This is a genomic window from Enterobacter sp. KBR-315C3_2022, assembly GCF_041399425.1.
In the GTDB taxonomy this organism is placed as follows: domain Bacteria; phylum Pseudomonadota; class Gammaproteobacteria; order Enterobacterales; family Enterobacteriaceae; genus Enterobacter.
In genome coordinates, this window is sequence record NZ_JBGKEB010000004.1 from 79,376 (window position 1) to 105,086 (window position 25,711).

Genomic DNA, 25,711 nt, shown 5'->3' on the forward strand with positions numbered 1-25,711 from the left:
GTGGCGTCAATTTCATCAAAGGGGATGCGTGATGTTAAATGCCTGGCACCTTCCGGTTGCCCCATTCGTTAAGCAAAACAAAGACAACCTTGTGATTACGCTTTGGCTGGCGGGAGAAAACCAGCCCGAGCGCGTGACGCTTCGCACCGACGTGGATAACGAAGAAACGTCGCTGAAGATGCATAAGCAGCGCGGCCAGCCGCAGCCCGGGGTGACGGCGTGGCGTGCCAGCATCGATTTACGCAGCGGCCAGCCGCGCCGCCGCTACAGCTTTAAGCTGCTGTGGAACAATCGTCAGCTGTGGTTTACCCCGCAGGGATTCAGCCGCTTCCCGCCCGCGCGGCTGGAGCAGTTCGCCGTGGATTATCCGGACGCGGGCCCGCAGTGGGTGAGCGAGCAGGTCTTTTACCAGATCTTCCCGGACCGCTTCGCGCGAAGCGCTCAGCGCACGGAGCAGCAGGACAAGGTGTACCATCACCACGCGGCGGGCCACGATATTATCCAGAAGGCGTGGGACGATCCGCTGACCGCCCAGGCGGGCGGCTCGACGTTCTACGGCGGCGATCTCGACGGCATTAGCGAAAAGCTGCCGTACCTGAAAAAGCTCGGCGTTACCGCGCTGTATCTCAACCCGGTGTTTAAAGCGCCGAGCGTGCATAAGTACGATACCGAAGATTACCGCCGCGTGGACGAGCAGTTTGGCGGCGACGAGGCGCTGCTGCGGCTGCGGGAAAATACCCAAAGCGAAGGCATGCGCCTGATCCTGGACGGCGTGTTTAACCACAGCGGCGACTCGCACGCCTGGTTCGATCGCCATAACCAGCACATGCGCGGGGCGTGCCACAATCCGGATTCGCCGCAGCGCGACTGGTACAGCTTTGATGAGCAAGGCCGCGCGCTCGACTGGCTTGGCTACGCCAGCCTGCCGAAGCTGGATTTTCAGTCCCCCACGCTGGTCAACGAAATCTACGGCGGTGAGGACAGCATCGTTCGCCACTGGCTGAAAGCGCCGTGGAGCATGGACGGCTGGCGGCTGGACGTGGTGCATATGCTCGGGGAAGGGGGCGGGGCGCACAACAATCTCCAGCACGTCGCCGCCATTACCCGTGCGGCCAAAGCCGCAAACCCCGAGGCGTTTGTCTTCGGCGAGCACTTCGGCGACGCCCGCCAGTGGCTGCAGGCCGACGCGGAAGATTCGGCGATGAACTATCGCGGATTCACCTTCCCGCTGTGGGGCTTCCTCGCGAACACCGATATTTCTTACGATCCCAACCATATCGACGCTGAAACCTGCATGGCGTGGATGGACAACTACCGCGCCAGCCTGTCGCATCAGCAGCAGCTGAGGATGTTTAACCAGCTCGATAGCCACGACACCGCGCGGTTTATATCTCTGCTGGGTAAAGACGCCGCGCGCCTGCCGCTGGCGGTGACGTGGCTCTTCACCTGGCCCGGCGTGCCGTGCATTTACTACGGCGACGAGGTGGGGCTGGACGGCAATAACGATCCGTTCTGCCGCAAAACCTTCCCGTGGGACGAGGCGAAGCAGGATAAGACGCTGTTTAGCCTCTATCAGCGCCTGGCGAGGCTGCGCAAGCAAAATCAGGCCCTGCGCTACGGCGGCTGCCAGGTGATCTACGCGCACGACAACGTGGTGGTTTTTGCCCGCGTTTATAACCAGCAGCGCGTGCTGGTAGCGATTAACCGCGGCGAAGCCTGCGAGGTGGTGCTGGACGACTCTCCGCTGCTGGCCGTGAAGGCGTGGCAACTGAAAGAGGGGAAAGGCGTGATTCAGGACGGGATACTCACGTTACCCGCAATTTCTGCGTCAGTCTGGTTCAGTAATTAACTGATTATTGCAGCAGGTATTTCTTGCCTGCTGCAAAATATATTTCATCTTGTTCTGTTTAATTCACCAGAGGAGACAAATTTCTTTAATATCCTCTTAATCAATTCTCGCTATACTCAATTTGCTTAATCAGTCAGGGCCCTTTCTCATTTAGCACACACAATCGTTGGCTTTTAACATATTGATTAAAAGGTACTTTTATGTCTATTCGTGAATTGATTGACCCGCAAAATTCCGCACTGATTTTTATCGATCACCAGCCGCAAATGTCGTTTGGCGTAGCAAATATTGACCGTCAGCTATTAAAGAATAATACGGTGGCGCTGGCGAAAGCGGGCAAAATATTTGATGTACCGGTTATTTATACCTCAGTCGAAACAAAAAGCTTTAGCGGATATATCTGGCCGGAGCTGCTGGCGGTGCATCCGGACGTGAAGCCAATTGAACGAACCTCGATGAACTCCTGGGAAGATGAAGCGTTTGTTGCGGCGGTCAAAGCAACGGGCCGCAAAAAACTCATCATTTCTGCCCTGTGGACCGAAGTGTGCCTGACCTTCCCGGCGCTGATGGCGCTGGACGAAGGTTTTGAAGTTTACGTGGTGACCGATACCTCCGGTGGGACATCCGTGGATGCCCACGAACGCGCCATCGACCGCATGGTGCAGGCCGGTGCGGTGCCGGTGACCTGGCAGCAGGTGCTGCTTGAGTACCAGCGCGACTGGTCGCGTAAAGGCACGTACGACGCGGTAATGGACCTGGTGCGCGAGCACAGCGGCGCGTACGGCATGGGCGTTGATTATGCCTATACCCTCGTCCACGGCGCGCCAGAGCGCAAAGCATAATCCTTTCTGGGCGGGGTTCTCCCGCCCGTTAATGACCAGAGAACTCTTATGGCGCAAACATCTCATGTGACGCTGGTGATCGCCCATACCCTTCTTCCGGGACAGGCAGAACGGTACGAGCAGTGGCTGGGGAAAATTATGCCCATCGCGGCGGAATTTCCCGGCCACCTCGGGGCGAACGTGATTCGCCCGTCGGAGGGACAATCCCTTTGGACGGTGATCATCCGCTTCGATACCCCCGAACACCTTTATGCGTGGACGCAGTCCGAAACCCGTAACGCGCTGGTGAAAGAGATTGAACCGTCGCTGGCAGACGGGGACAAAACCGAAGTGCGCACCGAGGCGGCCTTCTGGTTTACCCCGCCCGAGCCGCACGTGCGTAAGCCAAAGCAGTGGAAGCAGTTTCTCATCACCCTGCTGGTGATTTTCCCCAGCACCAACGTGGTGCCGCTGGTGACCGGGGCGCTGCTGCCTGGTCTGAAAGGATCTTTATTACTGCATTTGATTAACGATGCCTGTGTGGTCGCGCTGGTGGTCTGGCTGTGGATGCCCATCGTGACCCGTCTGTTCGCCGACTGGCTGAAAAAAGCCTGATTCGGCTCAAAGGAGTACGTTATGTCTCAAACTGCCACACTGATCTTAACCAAAGGTAAGATCCACACCCTCGATCGCGAAAACCCGCTGACGGAAGCGGTGGCGATCGCCAACGGTAAGATCCTCGCCACGGGCAACCACGATCGCATCATGAGCTATGCGACGCAGGGCACCCAGATCGTTGACCTGAAGGGAAGCACCGTTATCCCCGGCCTGAACGATTCGCACCTGCACCTGATCCGCGGCGGGCTGAACTATAACCTCGAGCTGCGCTGGGAAGGCGTGCCGTCGCTGGTGGATGCGCTGCGGATGCTGAAAGAGCAGGCCGATCGCACGCCGTCACCGCAGTGGGTGCGCGTGGTCGGCGGCTGGAGCGAGTTCCAGTTCGCCGAACGCCGGATGCCGACCATCGAAGAGCTCAACGACGCCGCGCCGGACACGCCGGTATTCGTGCTTCACCTCTACGATCGCGCGCTGCTCAACCGCGCCGCGCTTAAGGCTGTGGGCTATACCAAAGAGACGCCGAACCCGCCGGGCGGCGAGATCGTGCGCGACAACCACGGCAACCCGACCGGGATGCTGATCGCCAAACCCAACGCGATGATCCTCTACGCCACGCTGGCGAAAGGGCCGAAGCTGCCGATTGAGCAGCAGGTGAACTCCACCCGACAGTTTATGCGCGAGCTGAATCGCCTGGGGCTGACCAGCGCCATCGACGCAGGCGGCGGCTTCCAGAACTACCCGGAAGATTATGAAGTGATCGCCGAACTGCACGCCAAAGAGCAGATGACGGTGCGTATCGCCTATAACCTCTTTACCCAGCGTCCAAAGCAGGAGCTGGAGGATTTTGAGCGCTGGACCGATATGCTCAAGCCGGGGCAGGGGACCGACTTCTACCGCGCCAACGGGGCGGGCGAAATGCTGGTCTTCTCCGCGGCGGACTTTGAGGACTTCCTCCAGCCGCGCCCGGATCTGCCAGAAGGGATGGAAGACGAGCTGGAGCGCGTGGTGCGCCACCTGGTGGAACACCGCTGGCCTTTCCGCCTGCATGCGACCTACGACGAATCCATCAGCCGCATGCTCGACGTGTTCGAGAAGGTGAACCGGGAGATTCCGTTCAACGGCCTGCACTGGTTCTTCGACCACGCGGAGACCATTACCGAGCGCAACATCGAGCGCGTGAAGGCGCTCGGCGGCGGGATCGCGGTGCAGCACCGCATGGCCTTCCAGGGCGAGTATTTTGTCGACAGGTACGGCAAAGAGGCGGTGAAGCACACGCCGCCGGTGGCGAAAATGCTGGAGCTGGACGTGCCGGTTGGCCTGGGCACGGATGCGACCCGCGTGGCGAGCTACAACCCGTGGACGGCGCTCTACTGGCTGGTCTCCGGGCGCACCGTCGGCGGGCTGGCGATGTATGACGACAGCAACCGCCTGCCGCGCGACGTGGCGCTGGAGCTGTGGACCGCGGGCAGCGCGTGGTTCTCCAGCGAGCAGGGGAAAAAGGGGCGCATTGTTGAAGGGCAGCTTGCCGATCTGGTGGTGCTTTCCAAAGACTACTTCAGCGTGGCGGAAGAGGAGATTAAGGGCATTGAGTCGGTGCTGACGGTGGTGGATGGCAAAGTGGTTTACGCCGCCGGGTACTTTAGCCCGCTGTCGCCGCCGCCGATCCCGGTCGTGCCGGAGTGGTCACCGGTGGTGAAGGTGCCGGGGCACTACCGCTCCGCGCCGCCTGCGGCCAGCAGGGTTGGCGCGGTGGTGCAGATGCACCAGTGCATCGGCAGCTGCGGCGTGCACGGCCACGCGCACGGCATTGCCCGCCAGTCGGATATTCCGGTGTCGGACGAGCAGGCCTTCTGGGGCGTGTTAGGGTGTTCGTGCTTCGCGTTCTAAACAAAAAGGCCCGCATAAGCGGGCCTTCTTCATAAACCGTGCCGATTACAGGCTGGATACGTTCTCAGACAGGTATTTAGCCACGCCGTCCGGAGACGCGTTCATGCCTTCTTTACCTTTTTCCCACTGAGCCGGGCACACTTCGCCGTGCTCTTCGTGGAACTGCAACGCGTCAACCATGCGCAGCATTTCGTCGATGTTACGACCCAGCGGCAGATCGTTCACTACCTGGTGACGCACGATGCCGTTCGCGTCGATCAGGAAGGAACCGCGCAGCGCAACGCCAGCGTCCGGATGTTCGATACCGTAAGCCTGCTGGATTTCGCGTTTGATGTCCGCAACCATCGCGTATTTCACCGCACCGATGCCGCCGTTGTCGACAGGGGTGTTACGCCATGCGTTGTGTACAAATTCAGAGTCGAAGGAGACGCCAACCACTTCTACGCCACGCTTCTGGAATTCTTCATAACGTTTGTCGAACGCGATCAGCTCGGACGGGCAAACGAAGGTGAAGTCCATTGGCCAGAAGAACAGAACGGTCGCTTTACCGTTGGTGTGCTGTTTGAAGTTGAAGTTTTCAACGATTTCACCGTTGCCCAGAACTGCTGCAGCCGTAAAATCCGGAGCCGGACGAGTTACCAGAACCATATGATTCTCCTGTAGATACTAAGGTTATTTAGAACGCAACGCGGGCCAGTATAGAGAGTGTTCATGGATAAGACAAAGAGGTGGTGACAATCGTTCCGCCAGCTTTTACCTATCAATCATACCGGCATCACAGTTCTTTATTCTTCGCCTGCGCCATCATGCGCGGATAAAACTGCCAGAACCGGGTTTCCAGCGCGTCGTAATGTTCATCCAGGTCGTGCCAGGAGTCGCGCAGCGCGTCCAGGCGCGGGCGGCGGCTCGCCATTCCGTTCAAGACGTTCTGAATAAAATCCATCTCGCGATAGCGCTCCAGCCAGCGTTCTGACCACAGGTAGTTGTTCAGATTGACAAAGCGCGGCGGTGAGTCGGGCAGAATCATGGCGACCTGCGCGTGCGCGTAGCGCACAAATTCCGGCAGCGGCATCTCGGGCGAAAGCCGGGCCCAGTGGCGCGACAGGAAGTGATCCCACATCACGTCGAGCGTGATCGGCGCTACGCGGCGGGTTTCCGGGCGGAACCAGGCCTTCGCTTCCGTCACTTCCGGCAGGTTATCGGTCAGGACGTCGATGCGGCGATGCATAAAGATCCCGTCGACAACCTCTGCGGAATACGCCTCGGCGGGGTTGCCGCGCACGAAATCCGCCAGCAGGTTGCCGGAAAGGGAGCTTTCAGCGAGGTGGGCGAGATGCAGGTGGGCGAGAAAATTCATGCGTTTTATTTGTCCAAAGTCGGCTAGTTGTTGCAGCAAAAGGGTGTGAGCACTAGACTATGCCGCCTGTTTTTAAGTCACGAGTATACGTCATGCGCGTCGCCGATTTCTCCTTTGAACTACCTGAGTCCCTGATTGCTCACTATCCCATGCCTGAGCGCAGCAGTTGTCGCCTGCTGTCACTGGACGGGCCAACGGGCGCGCTGACGCACGGTACTTTCACCGATTTGCTCGACAAGCTCAACCCTGGGGATCTGCTGGTCTTTAACAATACCCGCGTGATCCCGGCGCGCCTGTTTGGCCGCAAGGCCAGCGGCGGCAAGATTGAAGTGCTGGTCGAACGCATGCTCGACGATAAACGTATTCTGGCACATATTCGCGCCTCCAAAGCGCCGAAGCCGGGCGCGGAGCTGCTGCTGGGCGATGACGAGAGCATTAAAGCGACCATGACCGCGCGCCATGACGCGCTGTTCGAAGTGGAGTTCCACGACGAGCGCACGGTGCTGGATATTCTGAACACCATCGGCCACATGCCGCTGCCGCCGTACATTGAGCGCCCGGACGAAGAGGCGGATCGCGAGCTGTATCAAACCGTTTATAGCCAGAAGCCTGGCGCGGTGGCCGCGCCGACGGCGGGCCTGCACTTTGACGAACCCTTGCTGGAAAAACTGCGCGCAAAAGGCGTTGAGATGGCGTTCGTGACGCTGCACGTCGGCGCGGGCACCTTCCAGCCGGTACGCGTGGACAGCATTGAAGATCACATCATGCATTCCGAGTATGCCGAAGTGCCGCAGGAGGTTGTGGACGCGGTGCTGGCGGCGAAAGCGCGCGGAAGCCGGGTTGTGGCGGTTGGCACCACCTCCGTGCGTTCCCTTGAGAGCGCGGCGCAGGCGGCAAAAGCCGATCTTATCGAGCCTTTCTTTGGCGATACGCAGATCTTTATCTACCCAGGCTATCAGTACAACGTGATTGATGCGCTGGTGACCAATTTCCATCTGCCTGAATCTACGTTGATTATGCTGGTTTCCGCATTTGCGGGTTATCAGCATACGATGAATGCCTACAAGTCTGCGGTAGAACAAAAATATCGCTTTTTTAGCTACGGAGACGCGATGTTTATCACGTACAATCCGCTGGCTTTGAATGAGCGTGTCGGGGAATAAGTCCGCGGCACCAGAATAATGTGTCGGACTGTTTTTCCGGCACAGAGGAATAAAAATGAAATTTGAACTCGATACCACCGACGGCCGCGCGCGCCGTGGTCGCCTAGTGTTTGATCGCGGCGTGGTGGAAACCCCTGCGTTTATGCCTGTGGGCACGTACGGCACCGTAAAAGGGATGACGCCGGAAGAAGTTGAAGCCACCGGCGCACAAATCATCCTCGGTAACACCTTCCACCTGTGGCTGCGTCCCGGTCAGGAGATCATGAAGCTGCACGGCGACCTGCACGACTTCATGCAGTGGAAAGGCCCCATTCTCACCGACTCCGGCGGTTTCCAGGTGTTCAGCCTGGGCGACATCCGTAAGATCACCGAAGAAGGCGTTCACTTCCGCAACCCGATCAACGGCGATCCGATTTTCCTCGATCCGGAAAAATCGATGGAGATTCAGTACGATCTCGGCTCCGATATCGTGATGATCTTCGACGAATGTACGCCTTATCCGGCAGACTGGGATTACGCCAAGCGTTCTATGGAGATGTCCCTGCGCTGGGCGAAGCGCAGCCGCGACCGTTTTGACTCCCTGCAGAACAAAAATGCGCTGTTCGGCATTATTCAGGGCAGCGTTTACGAAGATTTACGCGATATCTCCGTTAAAGGTCTGGTAGAGATAGGCTTTGATGGCTACGCTGTCGGCGGTTTGGCTGTGGGCGAGCCGAAGGCAGACATGCACCGTATTCTGGAGCACGTCTGCCCGCAAATCCCGGCCGATAAACCGCGGTACCTGATGGGGGTGGGTAAACCAGAAGATCTGGTTGAAGGCGTACGTCGCGGCATTGATATGTTCGACTGCGTAATGCCAACCCGTAACGCGCGTAACGGTCATCTGTTTGTTACCGATGGCGTGGTGAAAATCCGTAACGCGAAGCATAAGAGTGACACCAGCCCGCTCGATTCCGAGTGCGATTGCTACACCTGTCGCCATTATTCTCGCGCGTATCTGCATCATCTCGATCGTTGTAACGAGATTTTGGGCGCGCGTCTCAATACCATTCATAATCTTCGTTATTATCAGCGCTTAATGGCTGGTTTACGTAAGGCTATCGAAGAGGGTAAATTAGAGAGCTTCGTGACGGATTTCTACCAACGTCAGGGTCGTGATGTCCCACCGTTGAACGTTGATTAATTTTAATAATGAGGGAATTTGAATGAGCTTTTTTATTTCTGATGCGGTAGCAGCAACAGGTGCACCAGCCCAGGGCAGCCCAATGTCTCTGATTCTGATGCTGGTTGTGTTCGGTCTGATCTTCTACTTCATGATCCTGCGTCCACAGCAGAAGCGTACCAAAGAGCACAAAAACCTGATGAACTCCATCGCGAAAGGCGATGAAGTATTGACTAACGGTGGTCTGGTCGGTCGCGTAACCAAAGTAGCTGAAAGCGGCTACATTGCTATCGCCCTGAACGACACCACTGAAGTGGTCATCAAACGTGACTTCGTAGCTGCCGTTCTGCCGAAAGGCACCATGAAGGCGCTGTAATCCCAACTTTTCCCAAAGGGAACTGCCGTGTTAAACCGTTATCCTTTGTGGAAGTACATCATGCTGGTCGTCGTGATTATCGTCGGCCTGCTGTACGCGCTTCCCAACCTGTATGGTGAGGATCCGGCCGTTCAAATCACTGGCGCGCGCGGTGTCGCCGCCAGTGAGCAAACGCTGATCCAGGTCCAGAAAACGTTACAAGAAGAAAAAATTACCGCGAAGTCTGTGGCACTGGAAGAGGGCGCAATTCTTGCTCGCTTCGACACCACCGACACGCAGCTCCGCGCCCGTGAAGCGCTGATGGGCGTGCTCGGTGATAAATACGTCGTGGCGCTTAACCTTGCTCCTGCAACCCCGCGTTGGCTGGCTGCGCTGAACGCAGAGCCAATGAAGCTTGGTCTTGACCTGCGTGGTGGCGTTCACTTCCTGATGGAAGTGGACATGGACACCGCGCTCGGCAAGCTGCAGGAACAGAATATCGACAGCCTGCGCAGCGATCTGCGTGAAAAAGGCATCGCATACACGACCGTGCGTAAAGAAGATAACTACGGTTTGAGCATCACGTTCCGCGACAGCGCGGCGCGCGATCAGGCCGTTACTTACCTGTCTCAGCGCCACCGCGATCTGGTGATCACCTCTCAGGGCAGCAACCAGCTGCGCGCGGTGATGACCGATGCGCGTCTGAGCGAAGCGCGTGAATACGCCGTTCAGCAGAACATCAACATTCTGCGTAACCGCGTAAACCAGCTGGGCGTAGCCGAGCCGCTGGTACAGCGTCAGGGTGCTGACCGTATCGTGGTTGAACTGCCGGGTATTCAGGACACTGCGCGTGCGAAAGAGATTCTGGGCGCGACTGCAACCCTGGAATTCCGCCTGGTGAACTCTAACGTCGATCAGTCCGCAGCCGCTTCCGGCCGCGTTCCGGGCGATTCCGAAGTGAAACAGACCCGCGAAGGTCAGCCGGTTGTGCTGTACAAGCGCGTGATCCTGACCGGTGACCACATCACCGACTCCACTTCAAGCCAGGACGAATACAACCAGCCGCAGGTTAACATCTCGCTGGATAGCGCGGGTGGTAACATCATGTCTAACTTCACCAAGGACAACATCGGTAAGCCGATGGCGACCCTGTTCGTGGAGTACAAAGACAGCGGTAAGAAAGATGCCAACGGCCGCGCCGTTCTGGTGAAAGAGGAAGAGGTGATTAATATCGCCAACATCCAGTCTCGTCTGGGTAACAGCTTCCGCATCACCGGTATCAACAACCCGAACGAAGCGCGTCAGCTCTCTCTGCTGCTGCGTGCCGGTGCGCTGATTGCGCCGATTCAGATCGTTGAAGAGCGCACCATCGGCCCAACCCTGGGTATGCAGAACATCAAGCAGGGTCTGGAAGCGTGTCTGGCCGGTCTGGTGGTCTCCATTCTGTTCATGATCCTCTTCTATAAGAAGTTCGGCCTGATTGCGACGTCCGCGCTGGTGGCGAACCTGGTGCTGATCATCGGCATCATGTCCCTGCTGCCGGGAGCCACGCTGACCATGCCAGGTATTGCGGGTATCGTTTTAACCCTTGCGGTGGCGGTCGACGCCAACGTACTGATAAACGAGCGTATCAAAGAAGAGTTGAGCAACGGTCGTTCTGTTCAGCAGGCGATTGAAGAAGGCTATAAAGGCGCGTTCAGCTCCATCTTCGATGCGAACGTAACAACACTGATTAAGGTTCTTATCCTGTATGCAGTGGGTACTGGCGCTATCAAAGGCTTTGCGATTACAACCGGTATCGGTGTCGCAACGTCGATGTTTACCGCTATTGTCGGCACCCGTGCCATCGTGAACCTGCTGTACGGCGGCAAGCGCGTCAAAAAGCTGTCTATCTGAGGAGTGCGTTGTGGCACAGGAATATACTGTTGAACAATTGAACCACGGCCGTAAAGTCTGGGACTTTATGCGCTGGGACTACTGGGCCTTCGGCATTTCAGGTTTTCTGCTGATTCTGTCCATCGCCATTATGGGCGTGAAGGGCTTTAACTGGGGTCTCGACTTCACCGGTGGTACGGTGATTGAAATCACCCTGGAAAAACCGGTCGATATGGACCAGATGCGCGAGTCGCTGCAGAAAGCGGGCTTTGAAGAGCCGCTGCTGCAGAACTTCGGCAGCAGCCGCGACATCATGGTGCGTATGCCTCCGGTACACGATGCCAACGGCAGCCAGGAGCTGGGCAGCAAGGTCGTTCACGTGATTAACGAAACGACCAGCCAGAACGCGACGGTGAAGCGTATTGAGTTCGTTGGCCCAAGCGTGGGCGCGGACCTGGCGCAAACCGGTGCGATGGCGCTGATGGTGGCGCTGATCTCCATCCTGATTTACGTTGGTTTCCGCTTCGAGTGGCGACTGGCGGCAGGCGTGGTTATCGCGCTGGCGCACGACGTGGTGATCACCATGGGCGTACTGTCGTTGTTCCACATCGAGATTGACCTGACGATCGTGGCATCCCTGATGTCCGTTATCGGTTACTCCCTGAACGACAGCATCGTGGTATCTGACCGTATCCGTGAAAATTTCCGTAAGATCCGTCGCGGTACGCCGTACGAAATCTTCAACGTTTCACTGACCCAGACGCTGCACCGTACGTTGATCACATCCGGTACCACCTTGATGGTGATCCTGATGCTGTATCTCTTCGGTGGTCCGGTGCTGGAAGGCTTCTCGCTGACCATGCTGATCGGTGTGTCTATCGGTACGGCGTCGTCTATCTACGTAGCGTCCGCACTGGCACTGAAGCTTGGCATGAAGCGCGAGCACCTGCTCCAGCAGAAGGTCGAGAAGGAAGGGGCGGATCAGCCGTCAATTCTGCCGTAAGACAGCGTCTTTCGCATAAAAAAATCCCGGTCTGTTGACCGGGATTTTTTTTGTCTTCGCGCCCTCTCCCGTGGGAGAGGGTAAGGTGAGGGCATCAGCCCGCACAATTACGGATAGTAGGCCCGGTAAGCGCTGCGCCACCGGGCTAATTCCGCATAGATTAACAGATTAGAAGTTGTAACCTACGACCAGGTAACCACCCCAACCGGTAGAACGGACGTTTTCATTCATCCAGCTCAGATCCGCGTCGTCGTTCCACTGGCCACCGTTGTGCCAGTAACGCGCGACCACGGAGTAGTGCCAGTGATCGTAGTTCAGCGCCAGGATGTGGCTGGACGCAATGGAGTCGTTGGTGCGCTGCTTAATGCCGTTCTCAGCGTAGCCGCTCTTATCGCCCAGGTCTGAACCCCAGTCAAAGTTGGTGAAGCCGATGTAGCTCAGGTTGCCGCCCCACAGCTGGGTAATTGGCACGAAGTATTTCACCTTGAAACGGTAGCCGTCCCACTCGTTCTGGTTTTCTGCACCGTAGTTCTGCCACTGGTACTTGGCATAGACGTTCATGGACAGGCTCATTGGCAGGCCAGTGTCGATGTCCGTACCCAGACCCATGTACCAGGTGCTCTGACGACCGGACGCGTTGCGGCCCATGTCGTAGATGTAGTTGTTCGCGAAATACCACTCTTTGAACGGACCGAAGCTCAGGTCCGCGCCGGTCAGCTTATCGATGGAGAAGCGCGGCTCGATTTCCATGAACAGCGGAGAACCGTGGTTCCAGATACCTTTTGCGTCGGTGTTACCGCCGAAGAAGACCGGTGCATCCATGTAGCCATAGAAATCAAACCAGTCTTTTTTAGCGAACGCTTCATATTCCAGATAGGTATCGTTGCGGATCTGCGGTCCGAAACGGGTGTGGTAGCTGCCTACCACGTTAACGCTCTGGTGCCACCAGTCGGAGAGGTACTGTGGTTTGTCGTTTTCTGCCGCGTTAACGGTGAAAGAGGCGGAAAGTGCCAGCGCTGCACCGGCTGCGAGTAATGTTTTTTTCATAATCATGCCACTGATTGAAATTCCCTTCCGGGAGTGAAAAATGCGCGAATTGCGTTTCTAAATATTTCGTGTTTCTGCGGAGCCTATTATAGGAATCCCTGCTCACAAAAATACGTGTTGTTTCACAGTTCTCTCACATACGTAATCGATTGCGTTCACGTTTGCGTACTTTAAACGGCGGGGATTGTAACGGCAATCATTTATGTTGCCAATATTTGCGGGATGTAAAATGTTAGCGGAGTAACAATCTACTCCGCTAAAAGAGGGGGATTATTGCGCGGCTGGCTGGATATCGTGGATGCGGATAAAGCCCAGCTGTTCCGGCGTCAGGCCGCTCAGCTGAAGCGGGATATCAACGTCGCTCGGGGCCAGCACGCTGGCCGGAGCGGAAATCAGCTGATTCTTGACGTTCACTTCCTGATAGCTTCCGGTTGTGCCCTGAATCTGCCCCCACTCCACGGTTGCGCTAAATGCCGGAAGCGGGTCGTTAGACTCGCCCTGAATCCGCAGGGTTGCGCGCGTGCCGTCAGCGTTTGCCGCCACGTTCACCAGCGACATTTTGAGCGTACCAATCTGGCTGTTCAGGCGGGCAGGCGTGTTAGCGCCAGGCAGAAGATAAACGCCGCTGCTGGATTTTGCATTCAGCGCGTTCTGTTGGGTTATCTTCACGGTTTCTTTGTTTAGCTTGTCCATCGCCGAGTTGAGCGTATTCACGCTTTGTTTCATCTCGCGGACTTCCGTTTGCTGCGCGCAGGCGCTAAGGCTGAAGAGGCTTCCCACCAGCAAAATGCGTAAATAACGTCTTGTCATTGCGTTTATTTCCTTAGGGTAACGGATATGCCTAATGGTAGGCAGTATGACGCCGTCAGGTATAGATCCTTTGTCTCAAAAAGCTCTTCCTTTGTTGTCAGCCCAGATCAGGGTAAAATAGAAAAAAGTTAACCAGATACCAGGGATACCGTATGCATTGCCCATTTTGCTCCGCCGTGGATACCAAAGTTATTGATTCTCGCCTTGTGGGCGAAGGATCATCCGTACGCCGTCGTCGGCAGTGTCTGGTGTGCAACGAGCGTTTTACGACCTTCGAAGTCGCAGAGCTGGTGATGCCGCGCGTGGTGAAAAGCAACGACGTGCGCGAGCCGTTTAACGAAGAGAAGCTGCGCAGCGGGATGCTCAAGGCCCTGGAAAAACGCCCCGTCAGCGCGGATGACGTGGAAATGGCCCTGAACCACATTCGCTCCTACCTTCGTGGGCTGGGCGAGCGCGAGGTGCCGAGCAAAATGATCGGCAACCTGGTGATGGAACAGCTGAAAAAGCTCGATAAAGTCGCCTACATCCGTTTTGCTTCCGTTTACCGCAGCTTTGAAGACATCAAAGAGTTCGGCGAAGAGATCGCCCGCCTACAGGATTAAGCGCATGCAGGATGAGATATACATGGCGCGTGCGCTGAAGCTGGCGCAGCGCGGTCGTTTTACTACCCATCCCAATCCGAACGTCGGGTGCGTCATCGTTAAGGACGGCGAAATCGTCGGTGAAGGTTTCCACTATCGCGCGGGCGAGCCTCACGCGGAGGTTCACGCCTTACGTATGGCGGGTGAGAAGGCGCGCGGGGCGACGGCCTACGTGACGCTTGAGCCTTGCAGCCATCACGGCCGCACGCCGCCGTGCTGCGATGCGCTGATTGCGGCGGGCGTCGCGCGGGTGGTGGCTTCGATGCAGGATCCTAATCCGCAGGTGGCGGGCCGCGGCCTGTATCGCCTGCAGCAGGCGGGGATCGACGTCAGCCACGGCCTGATGATGAACGATGCCGAAGCGGTGAATAAAGGCTTCCTGAAGCGCATGCGCACCGGATTCCCGTACATTCAGCTCAAGCTCGGCGCGTCGCTTGATGGCCGCACGGCGATGGCGAGCGGCGAGAGCCAGTGGATCACCTCGCCGCAGTCAAGGCGCGATGTGCAACGTCTGCGCGCGCAAAGCCATGCTATCCTCACCAGCAGTGAAACGGTTTTAGCTGACGATCCGGCCATGACGGTGCGCTGGGACGAACTGAATGCAGATACCCAGGCGCTCTATCCGCAGGAAAACCTGCGCCAGCCGCTGCGCATCATCATTGACAGCCAGAACCGCATCACGCCCGAGCACCGCATCGTTCAGCAGCCGGGGGAAACCTGGATTGCCCGTACGAAAGAGGATCCGCGCGAATGGCCGGAAGGCGTGCGCACCGTTATGGTGCCGGAGCACAACGGTCATCTCGATTTGGTGGTGCTGATGATGCTCCTCGGCAAGCAGCAGGTTAACAGCATTTGGGTCGAAGCGGGCCCGACGCTGGCGGGCGCATTACTGCAGGCCGGGCTGGTGGATGAACTGCTGGTCTACGTCGCGCCTAAGCTTTTAGGCAGCGATGCGCGCGGCCTGTTCGTACTGCCGGGCCTTGAAAACCTGGCCGACGCGCCGCAGCTTAAATTCAGCGAGATTCGTCCGGTGGGTCCGGATGTCTGCCTCCATTTAACGACAGCGTAATTGCTCCCCAAATAGGGAAGCAGTGTGCAAAGTATTATGATAAAATCCGCCCCCCTGCGGGGCCAAATGAACCCGTAAAGGAAGAGTATGAACATTATTGAAGCTGCTGTAGCTACCCCGGACGCTCGCGTCGCCATCACCATTGCGCGTTTCAACAACTTCATCAACGACAGCCTGCTGGAAGGTGCCATTGACGCCCTGAAACGTATCGGCCAGGTTAAAGATGACAACATTACCGTTGTTTGGGTTCCAGGTGCTTACGAACTGCCTCTGGCAGCGGGCGCGCTGGCGAAAACCGGTAAGTATGACGCGGTGATTGCGCTGGGTACGGTTATTCGTGGCGGCACTGCGCACTTCGAATACGTTGCGGGCGGTGCAAGCAACGGTCTGGCACACGTTGCGCAGGATGCTGAAATTCCTGTCGCGTTTGGCGTGCTGACCACCGAAAGTATTGAACAAGCCATCGAACGTGCTGGCACCAAAGCCGGTAACAAAGGTGCAGAAGCTGCACTGACCGCGCTTGAAATGATCAATGTATTGAAAGCCATTAAGGCCTGATTTTTTTGTAAGGGGAATTCCGTGAAACCTGCTGCTCGTCGCCGCGCCCGTGAATGTGCCGTCCAGGCACTTTACTCCTGGCAGTTGTCCCAAAACGACATCGCTGATGTTGAGTACCAGTTCCTGTCAGAACAGGACGTTAAAGACGTTGACGTTCTGTACTTCCGTGAACTGCTGTCGGGAGTGGCGACTAATAGCGCGTATCTCGATGGTCTGATGAAGCCTTATCTGTCCCGCCTGCTCGATGAGCTGGGCCAGGTAGAAAAAGCGGTGCTGCGTATCGCCCTGTTTGAGCTGTCCAAGCGTGACGATGTGCCGTACAAAGTGGCCATCAACGAAGCGATTGAGCTGGCGAAAACCTTCGGCGCTGAAGACAGCCACAAGTTCGTCAACGGCGTGCTGGATAAAGCCGCACCCGCGATCCGTCCCCGCAAAAAGTGATCCGCAAGCCGGAGCTTCGCATTGCCTGACCGGCGATGCGGCTCCGGTTTTTTTATTTAATTTGCTGAGGCATAACGTATGGCATGCGGCGAATTTTCCCTGATTGCCCGTTATTTTGACCGTGTCAGAACCTCTCGTCTCGACGTTGAAACCGGCATCGGCGATGACTGTGCACTTCTCAATATTCCCGAAAAGCAGACGCTGGCTATCAGCACCGACACGCTGGTGTGCGGTCGTCATTTCTTACCCGATATCGATCCTGCCGATCTGGCTTACAAAGCGCTCGCGGTTAACGTAAGCGATCTGGCGGCAATGGGCGCCGATCCCGCGTGGCTGACGCTGGCGCTGACCCTGCCGAACGTCGATGAAGCCTGGCTGGAGGCCTTCAGCGATGCGCTGTTTGACCAGCTTAACTACTACGATATGCAGCTGATCGGCGGCGACACCACCGCCGGGCCGCTGTCGATGACGCTGGCTATCCACGGCTACGTGCCGGTCGGGCGCGCGCTCAAGCGCTCCGGGGCGAAGCCCGGCGACTGGGTTTACGTCACCGGCACGCCGGGGGACAGCGCGGCGGGTCTGGCGATCCTTCAGAACCGACTGGTGGTTGCAGACCAGGACGATGCCGCGTATCTGGTGAAGCGTCACCTGCGCCCGACGCCGCGCATTCTCCACGGCCAGGCGCTGCGCGATCGCGCCAGCTCGGCTATCGATCTTTCCGACGGGCTGATCTCCGATCTGGGCCATATTCTTAAGGCCAGCGGCGTCGGCGCGCGTATCGACCTCACCCAGTTCCCGCTGTCGGAGCAGCTGCTGCGCCACGCCGAACCGGAGCAGGCCCTGCGCTGGGCGCTCTCTGGGGGTGAAGACTACGAGCTGTGCTTTACCGTCCCTGAGCTCAATCGCGGGACGCTGGACGTGGCGTTGGCCCATCTCGGCGCGCGGTTTACCTGCATCGGGCAAATCATGCCGGAGAGCGAGGGGCTGCAGTTTGTCCGCGACGGGGCTCCGGTCACGCTCGACTGGGAAGGATACGATCACTTCGGGTGAGTGTTTTGCCGGGTGGCGGCTTCGCCTTACCCGGCCTGCGATCGCACGTTATTTGTAGGCCGGGTAAGCGTAGCGCCACCCGGCTTTTGTTTACTTAAACCCCACCACCGGATGCTGCTGATACGGCGTCTCCAGCTCGGCAATTTGCTCCGGCGTCAGCGTGATATCCACCGCGCTGAGCAGTTCATCCAGCTGTTCCTCGCGTGAGGTGCCGATAATCGGTGCGGCAACGCCGCGTTTGCTCAGCAGCCACGCCAGCGCCACCTGCGCGCGCGTCGCGCCGAGTTCGTCGGCAATGCCCGCTAAACGTTCGGCAATCAGCGCATCGCTGGCTTCCGTTCCTTCGTACAGGTTTTTCCCCACCTCATCCGATACCAGGCGAGCGGTCGTTTCTCCCCACGGGCGCGTCAGGCGGCCTCGCGCCAGCGGGCTCCACGGGATCACCGCCACGCCTTCCTGATAGCAGAGCGGCAGCATGTCGCGCTCCTCTTCACGATAGATCAGGTTGTAATGATCCTGCATGGTCACAAACCGCGCCCAGCCGTGCTGTTTTTGCAGATCGAGCGCCTGCGCGAACTGCGAGGCGTGCATAGACGACGCGCCGATATAGCGCGCTTTGCCGGCCTTCACCACGTCGTTAAGCGCCTCCAGCGTCTCTTCTATCGGCGTGTTGTAATCCCAGCGGTGGATTTGCAGCAGGTCGACGTAGTCCATGTTCAGACGACGGAGGCTGTCGTCGATGGAGCGCAGGATCTGCCCGCGGGACAGGCCCTCGGCCAGGTCGCCCACCGGGAAATACACCTTGGTGGCGACGACAATCTCATCGCGGCGGGCGAAGTCGCGCAGGGCGCGGCCGACGATCTCCTCACTGCTGCCGTCGGAGTAGCTGTTGGCGGTATCAAAGAAGTTAATGCCGCCGTCGAGGGCGCGCTTGATGATGGGGCGGCTGCTCTCTTCCGGCAGCGTCCAGGCGTGGTTGCCCCGGTCAGGCTCGCCAAAGGTCATGCAGCCCAGGCAAAGTCGTGACACCTTGAGATCGGTTTTACCTAATGTGTTGTATTGCATGGTTCGCTCCTGCTCTTAAACATTACGTTTAAGCATAGCAGGAGCGAAAAGAGGGGAAGGAATCAGTCCAGCCAGGTGCGGATTTTGGCTTCGATACCGGCGGCGTCCAGGCCAATCGCCGCGCGGGCTTCGTCCTGGGTGCCCTGCGGAATAAAGTGATCCGGCAGGCCGAGGTTCAGCACCGGAACGGCCTTACGGTTCGCCATCAGTACTTCGTTTACGCCGCTGCCCGCGCCGCCCATAATGGCGTTCTCTTCCAGCGTGACTAGCACGTCGTGGCTTTCCGCCATGCTCAGAATCAGCGATTCATCGAGCGGCTTCACGAAGCGCATATCAACCAGCGTTGCGTTTAGCGCTTCTGCCGCTTTTGCCGCTTCCGGCATCAGCGTGCCGAAGTTCAGGATCGCTACTTTCTCACCGCGACGCTTCACCAGGCCTTTACCGATCGCCAGTTTTTCCAGCGGCTGCAGCTCCACGCCGACGGCGTTGCCGCGCGGATAGCGAACGGCGCTCGGGCCGTCCTGGTAGTGATAGCCGGTGAACAGCATCTGGCGACATTCGTTTTCGTCAGACGGCGTCATGATGACCATATCCGGAATGCAGCGCAGGAACGACAGGTCGAACGCGCCCTGGTGCGTCTGGCCGTCCGCGCCGACGATGCCCGCGCGGTCGATTGCAAACAGCACCGGCAGCTTCTGGATCGCCACGTCGTGGATCACCTGATCGTAGGCGCGCTGCAGGAAGGTGGAGTAAATGGCGACAACCGGCTTATAGCCGCCAATCGCCAGGCCCGCAGCGAACGTCACCGCGTGCTGCTCGGCAATCGCCACGTCAAAGTACTGGTCAGGGTATTTTTTGGAAAACTCGACCATGCCGGAACCTTCACGCATCGCGGGCGTAACGGCCATCAGCTTGTTGTCTTTCGCGGCGGTTTCGCACAGCCAGTCGCCGAAGATTTTTGAATAGCTCGGCATGCCGCCGCTGCTTTTCGGCAGGCAGCCGCTGGTCGGGTCGAATTTCGGCACCGCGTGGAAGGTGATCGGATCTTTTTCCGCCGGTTCGTAACCGCGCCCTTTTTTGGTCATGATGTGCAGGAACTGCGGGCCTTTCAGGTCGCGCATGTTCTTGAGCGTGGAGATCAGCCCCAGCACGTCGTGGCCGTCTACCGGGCCAATGTAGTTAAAGCCTAATTCTTCAAACAGCGTGCCCGGCACCACCATGCCTTTGATATGTTCTTCGGTGCGCTTGAGCAGCTCTTTGATCGGCGGGACGCCGGAGAAGACTTTTTTACCGCCTTCGCGCAGGCTGGAGTAAAGCTTGCCGGAGAGCAGCTGCGCCAGGTGGTTATTCAGCGCGCCGACGTTCTCGGAGATCGACATCTCGTTATCGTTGAGGACAACCAGCATGTCCGGCTTGATATCGCCCGCGTGGTTCATCGCTTCAAAGGCCATACCGGCGGTGATTGCGCCGTCGCCAATCACGCAGACGGTGCGGCGCTGCTTGTTCTCCTTTTCGGCGGCGACGGCAATACCGATCCCGGCAGAAATGGAGGTAGATGAGTGGCCGACGCTTAGGACGTCATACTCGCTCTCACCGCGCCACGGGAACGGGTGCAGACCGCCTTTCTGGCGAATGGTGCCAATTTTATCGCGACGACCGGTCAGAATTTTGTGCGGATAAGCCTGATGACCCACGTCCCAGATCAGCTGATCGAACGGGGTGTTGTAGACGTAGTGCAGCGCCACGGTCAGCTCAACCGTGCCAAGCCCGGAGGCGAAATGGCCGCTGGAGCGGCTAACGCTGTCGAGCAGGTAGCGACGCAGTTCGTCGCACAGCTTCGGCAGGCTCTCTTTCGGCAACAGACGCAGTTCCTGGGTGGAGTCCACTAACGCCAGCGTCGGGTATTTGGCAATATCAAAACTCATCAAAGGCTCATCGAGATAGGTTGTTTAGTTATTACGCTGGATTATGTAGTCCGCTAGCGCTTCCAGTGCCGAGGTATCCAGCGATTGCGCGGCCAGCGCGTTCAGCGACTGGCGGGCATCGTCTATCAGATCCCGGGCTTTACGCTGGGCTTGCTCGAGGCCCAGCAGGGCGGGGTAGGTACTTTTGCCAAGCTGCTGATCCGCACCCTGACGTTTACCCAATGTTGCAGTATCGCCCACCACATCCAGAATGTCATCCTGAACCTGGAATGCCAGGCCGATACTTTCCGCGTATCTGTCGAGGATCGGCAGGGCGTTACGCCCCCGATCGCCCGCGCTCAGCGCGCCGAGACGAACGGCTGCGCGAATGAGCGCTCCCGTCTTGTGGCGGTGAATGCGCTCGAGCTGTTCAAGATTAACCTGACGGCCTTCGGCCTCAAGGTCGAGCGCCTGGCCGCCGCACATGCCGGCGACGCCGCTGGCCATTGCCAGCTCGGAGACCATCGCCAGGCGATCGCGATCGCTCACTTCCACCATCGGCGCATCGCTCAGGATTGAGAACGCCAGCGTTTGCAGAGCATCCCCCGCCAGAATGGCGTTGGCTTCGCCAAACTTAATGTGGCAGGTGGGCTGGCCGCGGCGCAGATCGTCGTCGTCCATGGCGGGTAAATCATCGTGGATCAGCGAATAGGCATGGATGCACTCAACGGCGGCTGCCGGGGCGTCCAGCGTAGTGTCGCTGATGCCAAACATATTGCCTGTCGCATAGACCAGGAACGGGCGCAGGCGCTTTCCACCCAAGAGTGCGCTATAGTGCATGGCTTCCACCAGCGGAGTGTTCTGAAAAGGCTGTGGCGCGATAAAACGGCGCAGCGCGTCGTTGGCGCGAACCACGCGCGCCTGAAGCTCGTTGGCGAAATCCATTTTACTCGGCGTCCGGTGTGAAAGGCGTTGTTTTTGCATCTTCGCTGTCGGACAGCAGGATCTGCACCCGCTGCTCGGCCTGCTGCAGTTTTACCTGGCCCTGGCGCGCCAGCTGTACGCCACGCTCAAATTCGTTGAGCGCCTCTTCCAGCGGGAGATCGCCGCTTTCAAGACGGGTGACGATCTGCTCAAGTTCATTCAGCGCAGTCTCGAAGCTGGCCGGTGCGTCATTTTTCTTTGGCATAGTGAATGTGACTCTTTCTATTTTTAGCCCCGTCATGGTAACGGACTCAGGCGGAGAAGCAAATAACGCGCAATGGTGATATACTCGCGCGCCTGGATGCAGCCACGGGTGTGGGCTGCTGTACTCTTTCCATCACAAGCCTTTCAGGGCTTGCCTAAGAAACATTGCCGCCATGAAGTTTATCATTAAATTGTTCCCTGAAATCACCATCAAAAGCCAATCTGTGCGTTTGCGCTTTATCAAGATCCTGACCGGGAACATTCGTAACGTATTAAAGCACTACGACGAAACCCTTGCCGTGGTGCGTCACTGGGACCACGTTGAGGTGCGTGCCAAAGACGAAAATAAACGTCTCGATATTCGCGACGCGCTGACCCGCATTCCGGGCATCCACCATATTCTGGAAGTGGAAGACGTCCCGTTCAGCGATATGCATGACATCTTTGAGAAAGCGCTGGTCCAGTACCGCGACCAGATCGAAGGCAAAACCTTCTGCGTACGCGTCAAGCGCCGCGGCAAGCACGAGTTTAGCTCCATTGAGGTTGAGCGCTACGTTGGCGGCGGCCTAAACCAGCACGTTGAAACCGCGCGCGTGCGCCTGACCAACCCGGACGTCACCGTTAACCTCGAGATCGAAAACGATCGTCTGCTGCTGGTGAAGGGCCGCTACGAAGGGATCGGCGGCTTCCCGATCGGTACTCAGGAAGACGTGCTGTCGCTGATCTCCGGCGGCTTCGACTCCGGCGTGTCCAGCTATATGCTGATGCGTCGCGGCTGCCGCGTGCACTACTGCTTCTTCAACCTTGGCGGCGCGGCGCATGAAATCGGCGTCCGTCAGGTCGCGCATTACCTGTGGAACCGCTTCGGCAGCTCCCACCGCGTGCGCTTTGTGGCGATCAACTTCGAGCCCGTGGTGGGCGAAATCCTTGAGAAAGTTGACGACGGCCAGATGGGCGTGGTGCTGAAGCGCATGATGGTGCGCGCGGCGTCCAAAGTGGCCGAGCGTTACGGCGTGCAGGCGCTGGTCACCGGCGAAGCGCTGGGCCAGGTCTCCAGCCAGACGCTGACCAACCTGCGCCTTATCGACAACGTCTCCGATACGCTGATCCTGCGCCCGCTGATTTCTCACGATAAAGAGCACATCATCGATCTGGCGCGCGAAATCGGCACCGAAGATTTTGCCCGCACCATGCCGGAATACTGCGGCGTGATCTCAAAAAGCCCGACCGTCAAAGCGGTGAAGGCGAAGATCGAAGCGGAAGAAGAGCATTTCGATTTCAGCATCCTGGAAAAAGTGGTGGCGGAAGCGTCCAACATCGATATCCGCGAGATTGCCCAGCAGACCGAGCAGGAAGTCGTTGAGGTTGAAACCGTGAGCGGTTTCGGCGCGAACGATGCGATTCTGGATATCCGCTCGATTGATGAGCAGGACGACAAGCCGCTGCAGGTTGAAGGGGTGGAAGTGGTATCTCTGCCGTTCTACAAGCTGAGCACGAAGTTTGGTGATCTCGACCAGAGCAAAACGTATCTGCTGTGGTGCGAGCGTGGGGTGATGAGCCGCCTGCAGGCGCTGTACCTGCGCGAGCAGGGCTTTGCCAATGTGAAGGTATATCGCCCGTAGTTCATTGCGGGGGAGTGCGGCCTGATGCCCTCACCCCGGTCCTCTCCCACGGGGAGAGGGAGAAAAGATGAGCACGTGTAGGCCGGGTAAGGCGTAGCCGCCACCCGGCTTTTTTATGCGCTACTCTTCGTAGTAGTTATAAATCCCCGCTGCCATCACCAGCGATGACGCCACTTCATACGCTTTTTCGCGCCCGACCACCAGATCGATAATCTTCAGGCCAAAATCAATCGCCGTGCCCGGCCCCTGACTGGTCAGCAGGTTGACGCGCGGGTCCCAGACGACGCGCTTATCCACCCACTGGTCTTCCGGAATGGTCTCCTTCAGCGGCGGGAAGCCGGTCATGTTGGCGATCGGGAAAATATCGTGCGGCACCAGTACCGTTCCTGCCGCCGCGCAGATGGTCGCCACGATGCGCCCGGAAAGGTGGAACTGGCGAACGGTCTCAACCAGCAGCGGGCTGTCGCGGAAACATTCCGCGCCTTTCAGGCCGCCGGGCAGCACGATGATGTCGTAATCGCCGTCGGCCACTTCAACCAGCGGCGCATCCGCGAGGATCTTCACGCCGCGTGAGCAGGTAATCGCCAGGCTGCCGTCGCTGGCAACGCTGGCGGTGGTGACGTCAATGCCGCCACGCACCATTAAATCAATGGTGGTGACCGCTTCCACCTCCTCACTCCCAGGGGCGAGACAGACCAGTGCCGAGGCGCTCATATTCACTCTCCTTACGTTTAACTCTGTCATACAGGCGGGCGTTTTCCGGCACGCTGATACCGTGCGCGCGGGCGCGCTTTAGCAAATAGCCGGTGATGTAGTCGATTTCCGTGTGGCGCAGTCCCCGAACGTCCTGCAGCATCGAGGAGATATTTTCTGCCGTACTATCAATCACCTGCTCCACATAATAGCGTAAATCGTCTGCCGAGGTGTGTAAGCCTTCACGTTCGACCACCGCGGCAACCTCGGCGCACAGCGCCGCAATCTCCTGCGGGTGGTTTTTCAGCGCGCCGTTCGGGCAGTCCCACAGGGCCGTAAGCGGGTTGATAACGCAGTTCACCGCCAGCTTGCGCCATAGCTGGGGAAGAATATTGTTGTGCCAGGCGACGTCCGGCAGGACCTTTTGCAGGACGTCAGCCAGATAGCTGTAGTCACCGTCCTGCTCACGGGCCGGGCCGACGTGCGTCACGCCGCTGGCGACGTGAACGATAACATTCCCGTCGCGCCGCGCCGCGTGGGTCGTGTTGGCCATCAGCAGCGGCTGGCGAACGCTTTTCAGCTCATCGAGCGTTCCCATGCCGTTATGCAGCAGCAAAATGGGCGACGTCGGGGGGAGCTGTCCTGAAAGGGCTTTCACCGCGTCCGAAACCTGCCAGGCTTTCAGGGTCACCAGCAGCAGGTCGCTTTGCGCCAGGAAATCGGGATCGTTCGCGGTCAACGATTCGTTAAAGATGCTTCCGTCTTCAGCGATGATGTTCACGCTGCAATAGGGCTGCGGCACGCGTAGCCAGCCCTGAACGTCGTGTCCGTGCGTGCGGAGCGCGGCCAGCCACAGCTGGCCCAGGGCGCCGCATCCGAGCACTGTAATTTTCATGGTTCCTCCTCACCCGCAACTGCGCCGGGTGTTACGGCCTAAGTATAGCGCCGTCAGCTAAGCTTCTCGTTATGCCTCGTTGCGGGTATTATGCAACGCAACAAAAGTGAAGGGAGAAGAAAAGATGCCATCTTTCGATATTGTTTCCGAAGTTGATATCCAGGAAGTACGTAACGGCGTGGATAACGCCAGCCGTGAGGTTGAGTCACGTTTCGATTTTCGCGGCGTTGAGGCGACGTTTGAGCTGAACGACGCGAATAAGACCATTAAGGTGCTGAGCGAGTCTGATTTCCAGGTCAACCAGCTGCTGGACATTCTGCGCGCCAAGCTGCTCAAGCGCGGCATTGAAGGAACGTCGCTGGACGTGCCTGAAGAGTTTGTGCACAGCGGCAAAACCTGGTTTGTCGAAGCGAAGCTGAAGCAGGGCATTGAGAGCGCGGTGCAGAAGAAGATCGTGAAGCTCATTAAGGACAGCAAGCTGAAGGTGCAGGCGCAGATTCAGGGCGAAGAAATTCGCGTGACCGGTAAATCCCGTGACGACCTGCAGGGCGTGATGGCGCTGATCCGCGGTGGCGATTTGGGACAGCCGTTCCAGTTCAAAAACTTCCGCGATTAAAACGAAAATGCCCGGTTTAACC

The 25,711-nt window shown here is 58.0% G+C and carries 26 protein-coding genes; 16 read left to right on the plus strand and 10 right to left on the minus strand.

Annotated elements, in window-relative coordinates:
- Positions 1-31 precede the first annotated feature (31 nt).
- The 4 genes from malZ (at position 32) to AB8804_RS06305 (ending at position 5,175) form a co-directional block, all read left to right on the plus strand.
- Complete coding sequence (gene malZ, locus AB8804_RS06290; protein WP_371184257.1) at positions 32-1,849, plus strand: maltodextrin glucosidase; 1,818 nt, start codon at positions 32-34, stop codon at positions 1,847-1,849.
- Between the two features lie 200 nt (positions 1,850-2,049).
- Complete coding sequence (locus tag AB8804_RS06295; protein ID WP_371184260.1) at positions 2,050-2,691, plus strand: hydrolase; 642 nt, start codon at positions 2,050-2,052, stop codon at positions 2,689-2,691.
- Positions 2,692-2,739: 48 nt separating this feature from the next.
- Positions 2,740-3,285: an antibiotic biosynthesis monooxygenase gene (locus AB8804_RS06300; RefSeq protein ID WP_371184263.1), complete on the plus strand. Its 546-nt coding sequence runs from the start codon at positions 2,740-2,742 to the stop codon at positions 3,283-3,285.
- A gap of 21 nt (positions 3,286-3,306) precedes the next feature.
- Positions 3,307-5,175, plus strand: a complete 1,869-nt coding sequence (locus AB8804_RS06305; protein WP_371184266.1) for an amidohydrolase — start codon at positions 3,307-3,309, stop codon at positions 5,173-5,175.
- 45 nt (positions 5,176-5,220) lie between these two features.
- Here AB8804_RS06305 and AB8804_RS06310 read toward each other — a convergent pair whose 3' ends face one another.
- A complete protein-coding gene (locus AB8804_RS06310; protein WP_131633292.1) occupies positions 5,221-5,823 on the minus strand; it encodes a peroxiredoxin in 603 nt (200 codons plus the stop codon).
- Between the two features lie 127 nt (positions 5,824-5,950).
- Positions 5,951-6,532: an ACP phosphodiesterase gene (acpH, locus tag AB8804_RS06315; RefSeq protein WP_371184268.1), complete on the minus strand. Its 582-nt coding sequence runs from the start codon at positions 6,530-6,532 to the stop codon at positions 5,951-5,953.
- Positions 6,533-6,624: 92 nt separating this feature from the next.
- Between acpH and queA the strand changes: the two genes are divergently transcribed.
- Genes queA through secF form a run of 5 tightly spaced genes read left to right on the plus strand, consistent with a single transcriptional unit; the run spans position 6,625 to position 12,090 of the window.
- Positions 6,625-7,695: a tRNA preQ1(34) S-adenosylmethionine ribosyltransferase-isomerase QueA gene (gene queA, locus AB8804_RS06320; RefSeq protein ID WP_371184271.1), complete on the plus strand. Its 1,071-nt coding sequence runs from the start codon at positions 6,625-6,627 to the stop codon at positions 7,693-7,695.
- 55 nt (positions 7,696-7,750) lie between these two features.
- A complete protein-coding gene (gene tgt, locus AB8804_RS06325) occupies positions 7,751-8,878 on the plus strand; it encodes a tRNA guanosine(34) transglycosylase Tgt (protein ID WP_371184273.1) in 1,128 nt (375 codons plus the stop codon).
- Positions 8,879-8,900: 22 nt separating this feature from the next.
- Positions 8,901-9,233 carry a preprotein translocase subunit YajC gene (yajC, locus tag AB8804_RS06330; protein WP_003021544.1) on the plus strand — a complete coding sequence of 111 codons (333 nt, stop codon included), beginning with the start codon at positions 8,901-8,903 and terminating at the stop codon, positions 9,231-9,233.
- 27 nt (positions 9,234-9,260) lie between these two features.
- On the plus strand, positions 9,261-11,108 hold the full coding sequence (gene secD, locus AB8804_RS06335; RefSeq protein WP_371184280.1) for a protein translocase subunit SecD: 1,848 nt from the start codon (positions 9,261-9,263) through the stop codon (positions 11,106-11,108).
- Positions 11,109-11,118: 10 nt separating this feature from the next.
- Complete coding sequence (secF, locus tag AB8804_RS06340; protein ID WP_006176868.1) at positions 11,119-12,090, plus strand: protein translocase subunit SecF; 972 nt, start codon at positions 11,119-11,121, stop codon at positions 12,088-12,090.
- Between the two features lie 168 nt (positions 12,091-12,258).
- Here the strand turns inward: secF and AB8804_RS06345 are convergent, their stop codons facing one another.
- Together AB8804_RS06345 and AB8804_RS06350 are read right to left on the minus strand one after the other, a co-directional pair.
- On the minus strand, positions 12,259-13,137 hold the full coding sequence (locus tag AB8804_RS06345; RefSeq protein WP_371184283.1) for a nucleoside-specific channel-forming protein Tsx: 879 nt from the start codon (positions 13,135-13,137) through the stop codon (positions 12,259-12,261).
- Positions 13,138-13,407: 270 nt separating this feature from the next.
- Positions 13,408-13,947 (minus strand): DUF3251 domain-containing protein, encoded by a 540-nt coding sequence (locus AB8804_RS06350; protein WP_371184285.1) that lies wholly within the window; start codon positions 13,945-13,947, stop codon positions 13,408-13,410.
- A gap of 152 nt (positions 13,948-14,099) precedes the next feature.
- Between AB8804_RS06350 and nrdR the strand changes: the two genes are divergently transcribed.
- The 5 genes from nrdR (at position 14,100) to thiL (ending at position 17,706) form a co-directional block, all read left to right on the plus strand.
- Positions 14,100-14,549, plus strand: coding sequence for a transcriptional regulator NrdR (gene nrdR / locus AB8804_RS06355; protein ID WP_112011239.1), 450 nt, complete (start codon positions 14,100-14,102; stop codon positions 14,547-14,549).
- 4 nt (positions 14,550-14,553) lie between these two features.
- Entirely contained in the window at positions 14,554-15,657 is a 1,104-nt protein-coding gene (gene ribD, locus AB8804_RS06360) for a bifunctional diaminohydroxyphosphoribosylaminopyrimidine deaminase/5-amino-6-(5-phosphoribosylamino)uracil reductase RibD (protein ID WP_371184288.1), read from the plus strand.
- A gap of 87 nt (positions 15,658-15,744) precedes the next feature.
- Positions 15,745-16,215, plus strand: a complete 471-nt coding sequence (gene ribE, locus AB8804_RS06365; RefSeq protein ID WP_006176874.1) for a 6,7-dimethyl-8-ribityllumazine synthase — start codon at positions 15,745-15,747, stop codon at positions 16,213-16,215.
- 21 nt (positions 16,216-16,236) lie between these two features.
- Positions 16,237-16,656, plus strand: a complete 420-nt coding sequence (gene nusB / locus AB8804_RS06370; RefSeq protein WP_112011241.1) for a transcription antitermination factor NusB — start codon at positions 16,237-16,239, stop codon at positions 16,654-16,656.
- Between the two features lie 78 nt (positions 16,657-16,734).
- Positions 16,735-17,706, plus strand: a complete 972-nt coding sequence (gene thiL, locus AB8804_RS06375; protein WP_371184292.1) for a thiamine-phosphate kinase — start codon at positions 16,735-16,737, stop codon at positions 17,704-17,706.
- 90 nt (positions 17,707-17,796) lie between these two features.
- Here the strand turns inward: thiL and AB8804_RS06380 are convergent, their stop codons facing one another.
- From AB8804_RS06380 to xseB, 4 genes are all read right to left on the minus strand, one after another.
- Positions 17,797-18,771, minus strand: a complete 975-nt coding sequence (locus tag AB8804_RS06380) for an aldo/keto reductase (RefSeq protein WP_371184294.1) — start codon at positions 18,769-18,771, stop codon at positions 17,797-17,799.
- 62 nt (positions 18,772-18,833) lie between these two features.
- Positions 18,834-20,696, minus strand: coding sequence for a 1-deoxy-D-xylulose-5-phosphate synthase (gene dxs, locus AB8804_RS06385; protein ID WP_371184296.1), 1,863 nt, complete (start codon positions 20,694-20,696; stop codon positions 18,834-18,836).
- Positions 20,697-20,720: 24 nt separating this feature from the next.
- The gene (ispA, locus tag AB8804_RS06390) at positions 20,721-21,620 is read right to left on the minus strand and encodes a (2E,6E)-farnesyl diphosphate synthase (protein WP_371184298.1); all 900 of its coding nucleotides are present in this window, start codon (positions 21,618-21,620) and stop codon (positions 20,721-20,723) included.
- A 1-nt stretch (position 21,621) separates the two neighbouring features.
- Positions 21,622-21,864: an exodeoxyribonuclease VII small subunit gene (gene xseB, locus AB8804_RS06395; RefSeq protein WP_045328337.1), complete on the minus strand. Its 243-nt coding sequence runs from the start codon at positions 21,862-21,864 to the stop codon at positions 21,622-21,624.
- A 172-nt stretch (positions 21,865-22,036) separates the two neighbouring features.
- On the opposite strand from xseB, the gene thiI reads away from it, so the two are divergent.
- The gene (thiI, locus tag AB8804_RS06400; protein ID WP_371184301.1) at positions 22,037-23,485 is read left to right on the plus strand and encodes a tRNA uracil 4-sulfurtransferase ThiI; all 1,449 of its coding nucleotides are present in this window, start codon (positions 22,037-22,039) and stop codon (positions 23,483-23,485) included.
- 120 nt (positions 23,486-23,605) lie between these two features.
- Here thiI and yajL read toward each other — a convergent pair whose 3' ends face one another.
- Together yajL and panE are read right to left on the minus strand one after the other, a co-directional pair.
- Entirely contained in the window at positions 23,606-24,199 is a 594-nt protein-coding gene (yajL, locus tag AB8804_RS06405; RefSeq protein ID WP_371184304.1) for a protein deglycase YajL, read from the minus strand.
- Positions 24,159-25,073, minus strand: a complete 915-nt coding sequence (gene panE / locus AB8804_RS06410) for a 2-dehydropantoate 2-reductase (protein ID WP_371184306.1) — start codon at positions 25,071-25,073, stop codon at positions 24,159-24,161. Before panE ends, yajL begins: the two co-directional genes overlap by 41 nt.
- Before the next feature lie 124 nt (positions 25,074-25,197).
- Here panE and AB8804_RS06415 point away from each other — a divergent pair, with 124 nt between their 5' ends.
- On the plus strand, positions 25,198-25,689 hold the full coding sequence (locus AB8804_RS06415; RefSeq protein WP_042320808.1) for a YajQ family cyclic di-GMP-binding protein: 492 nt from the start codon (positions 25,198-25,200) through the stop codon (positions 25,687-25,689).
- Positions 25,690-25,711: the final 22 nt, after the last annotated feature.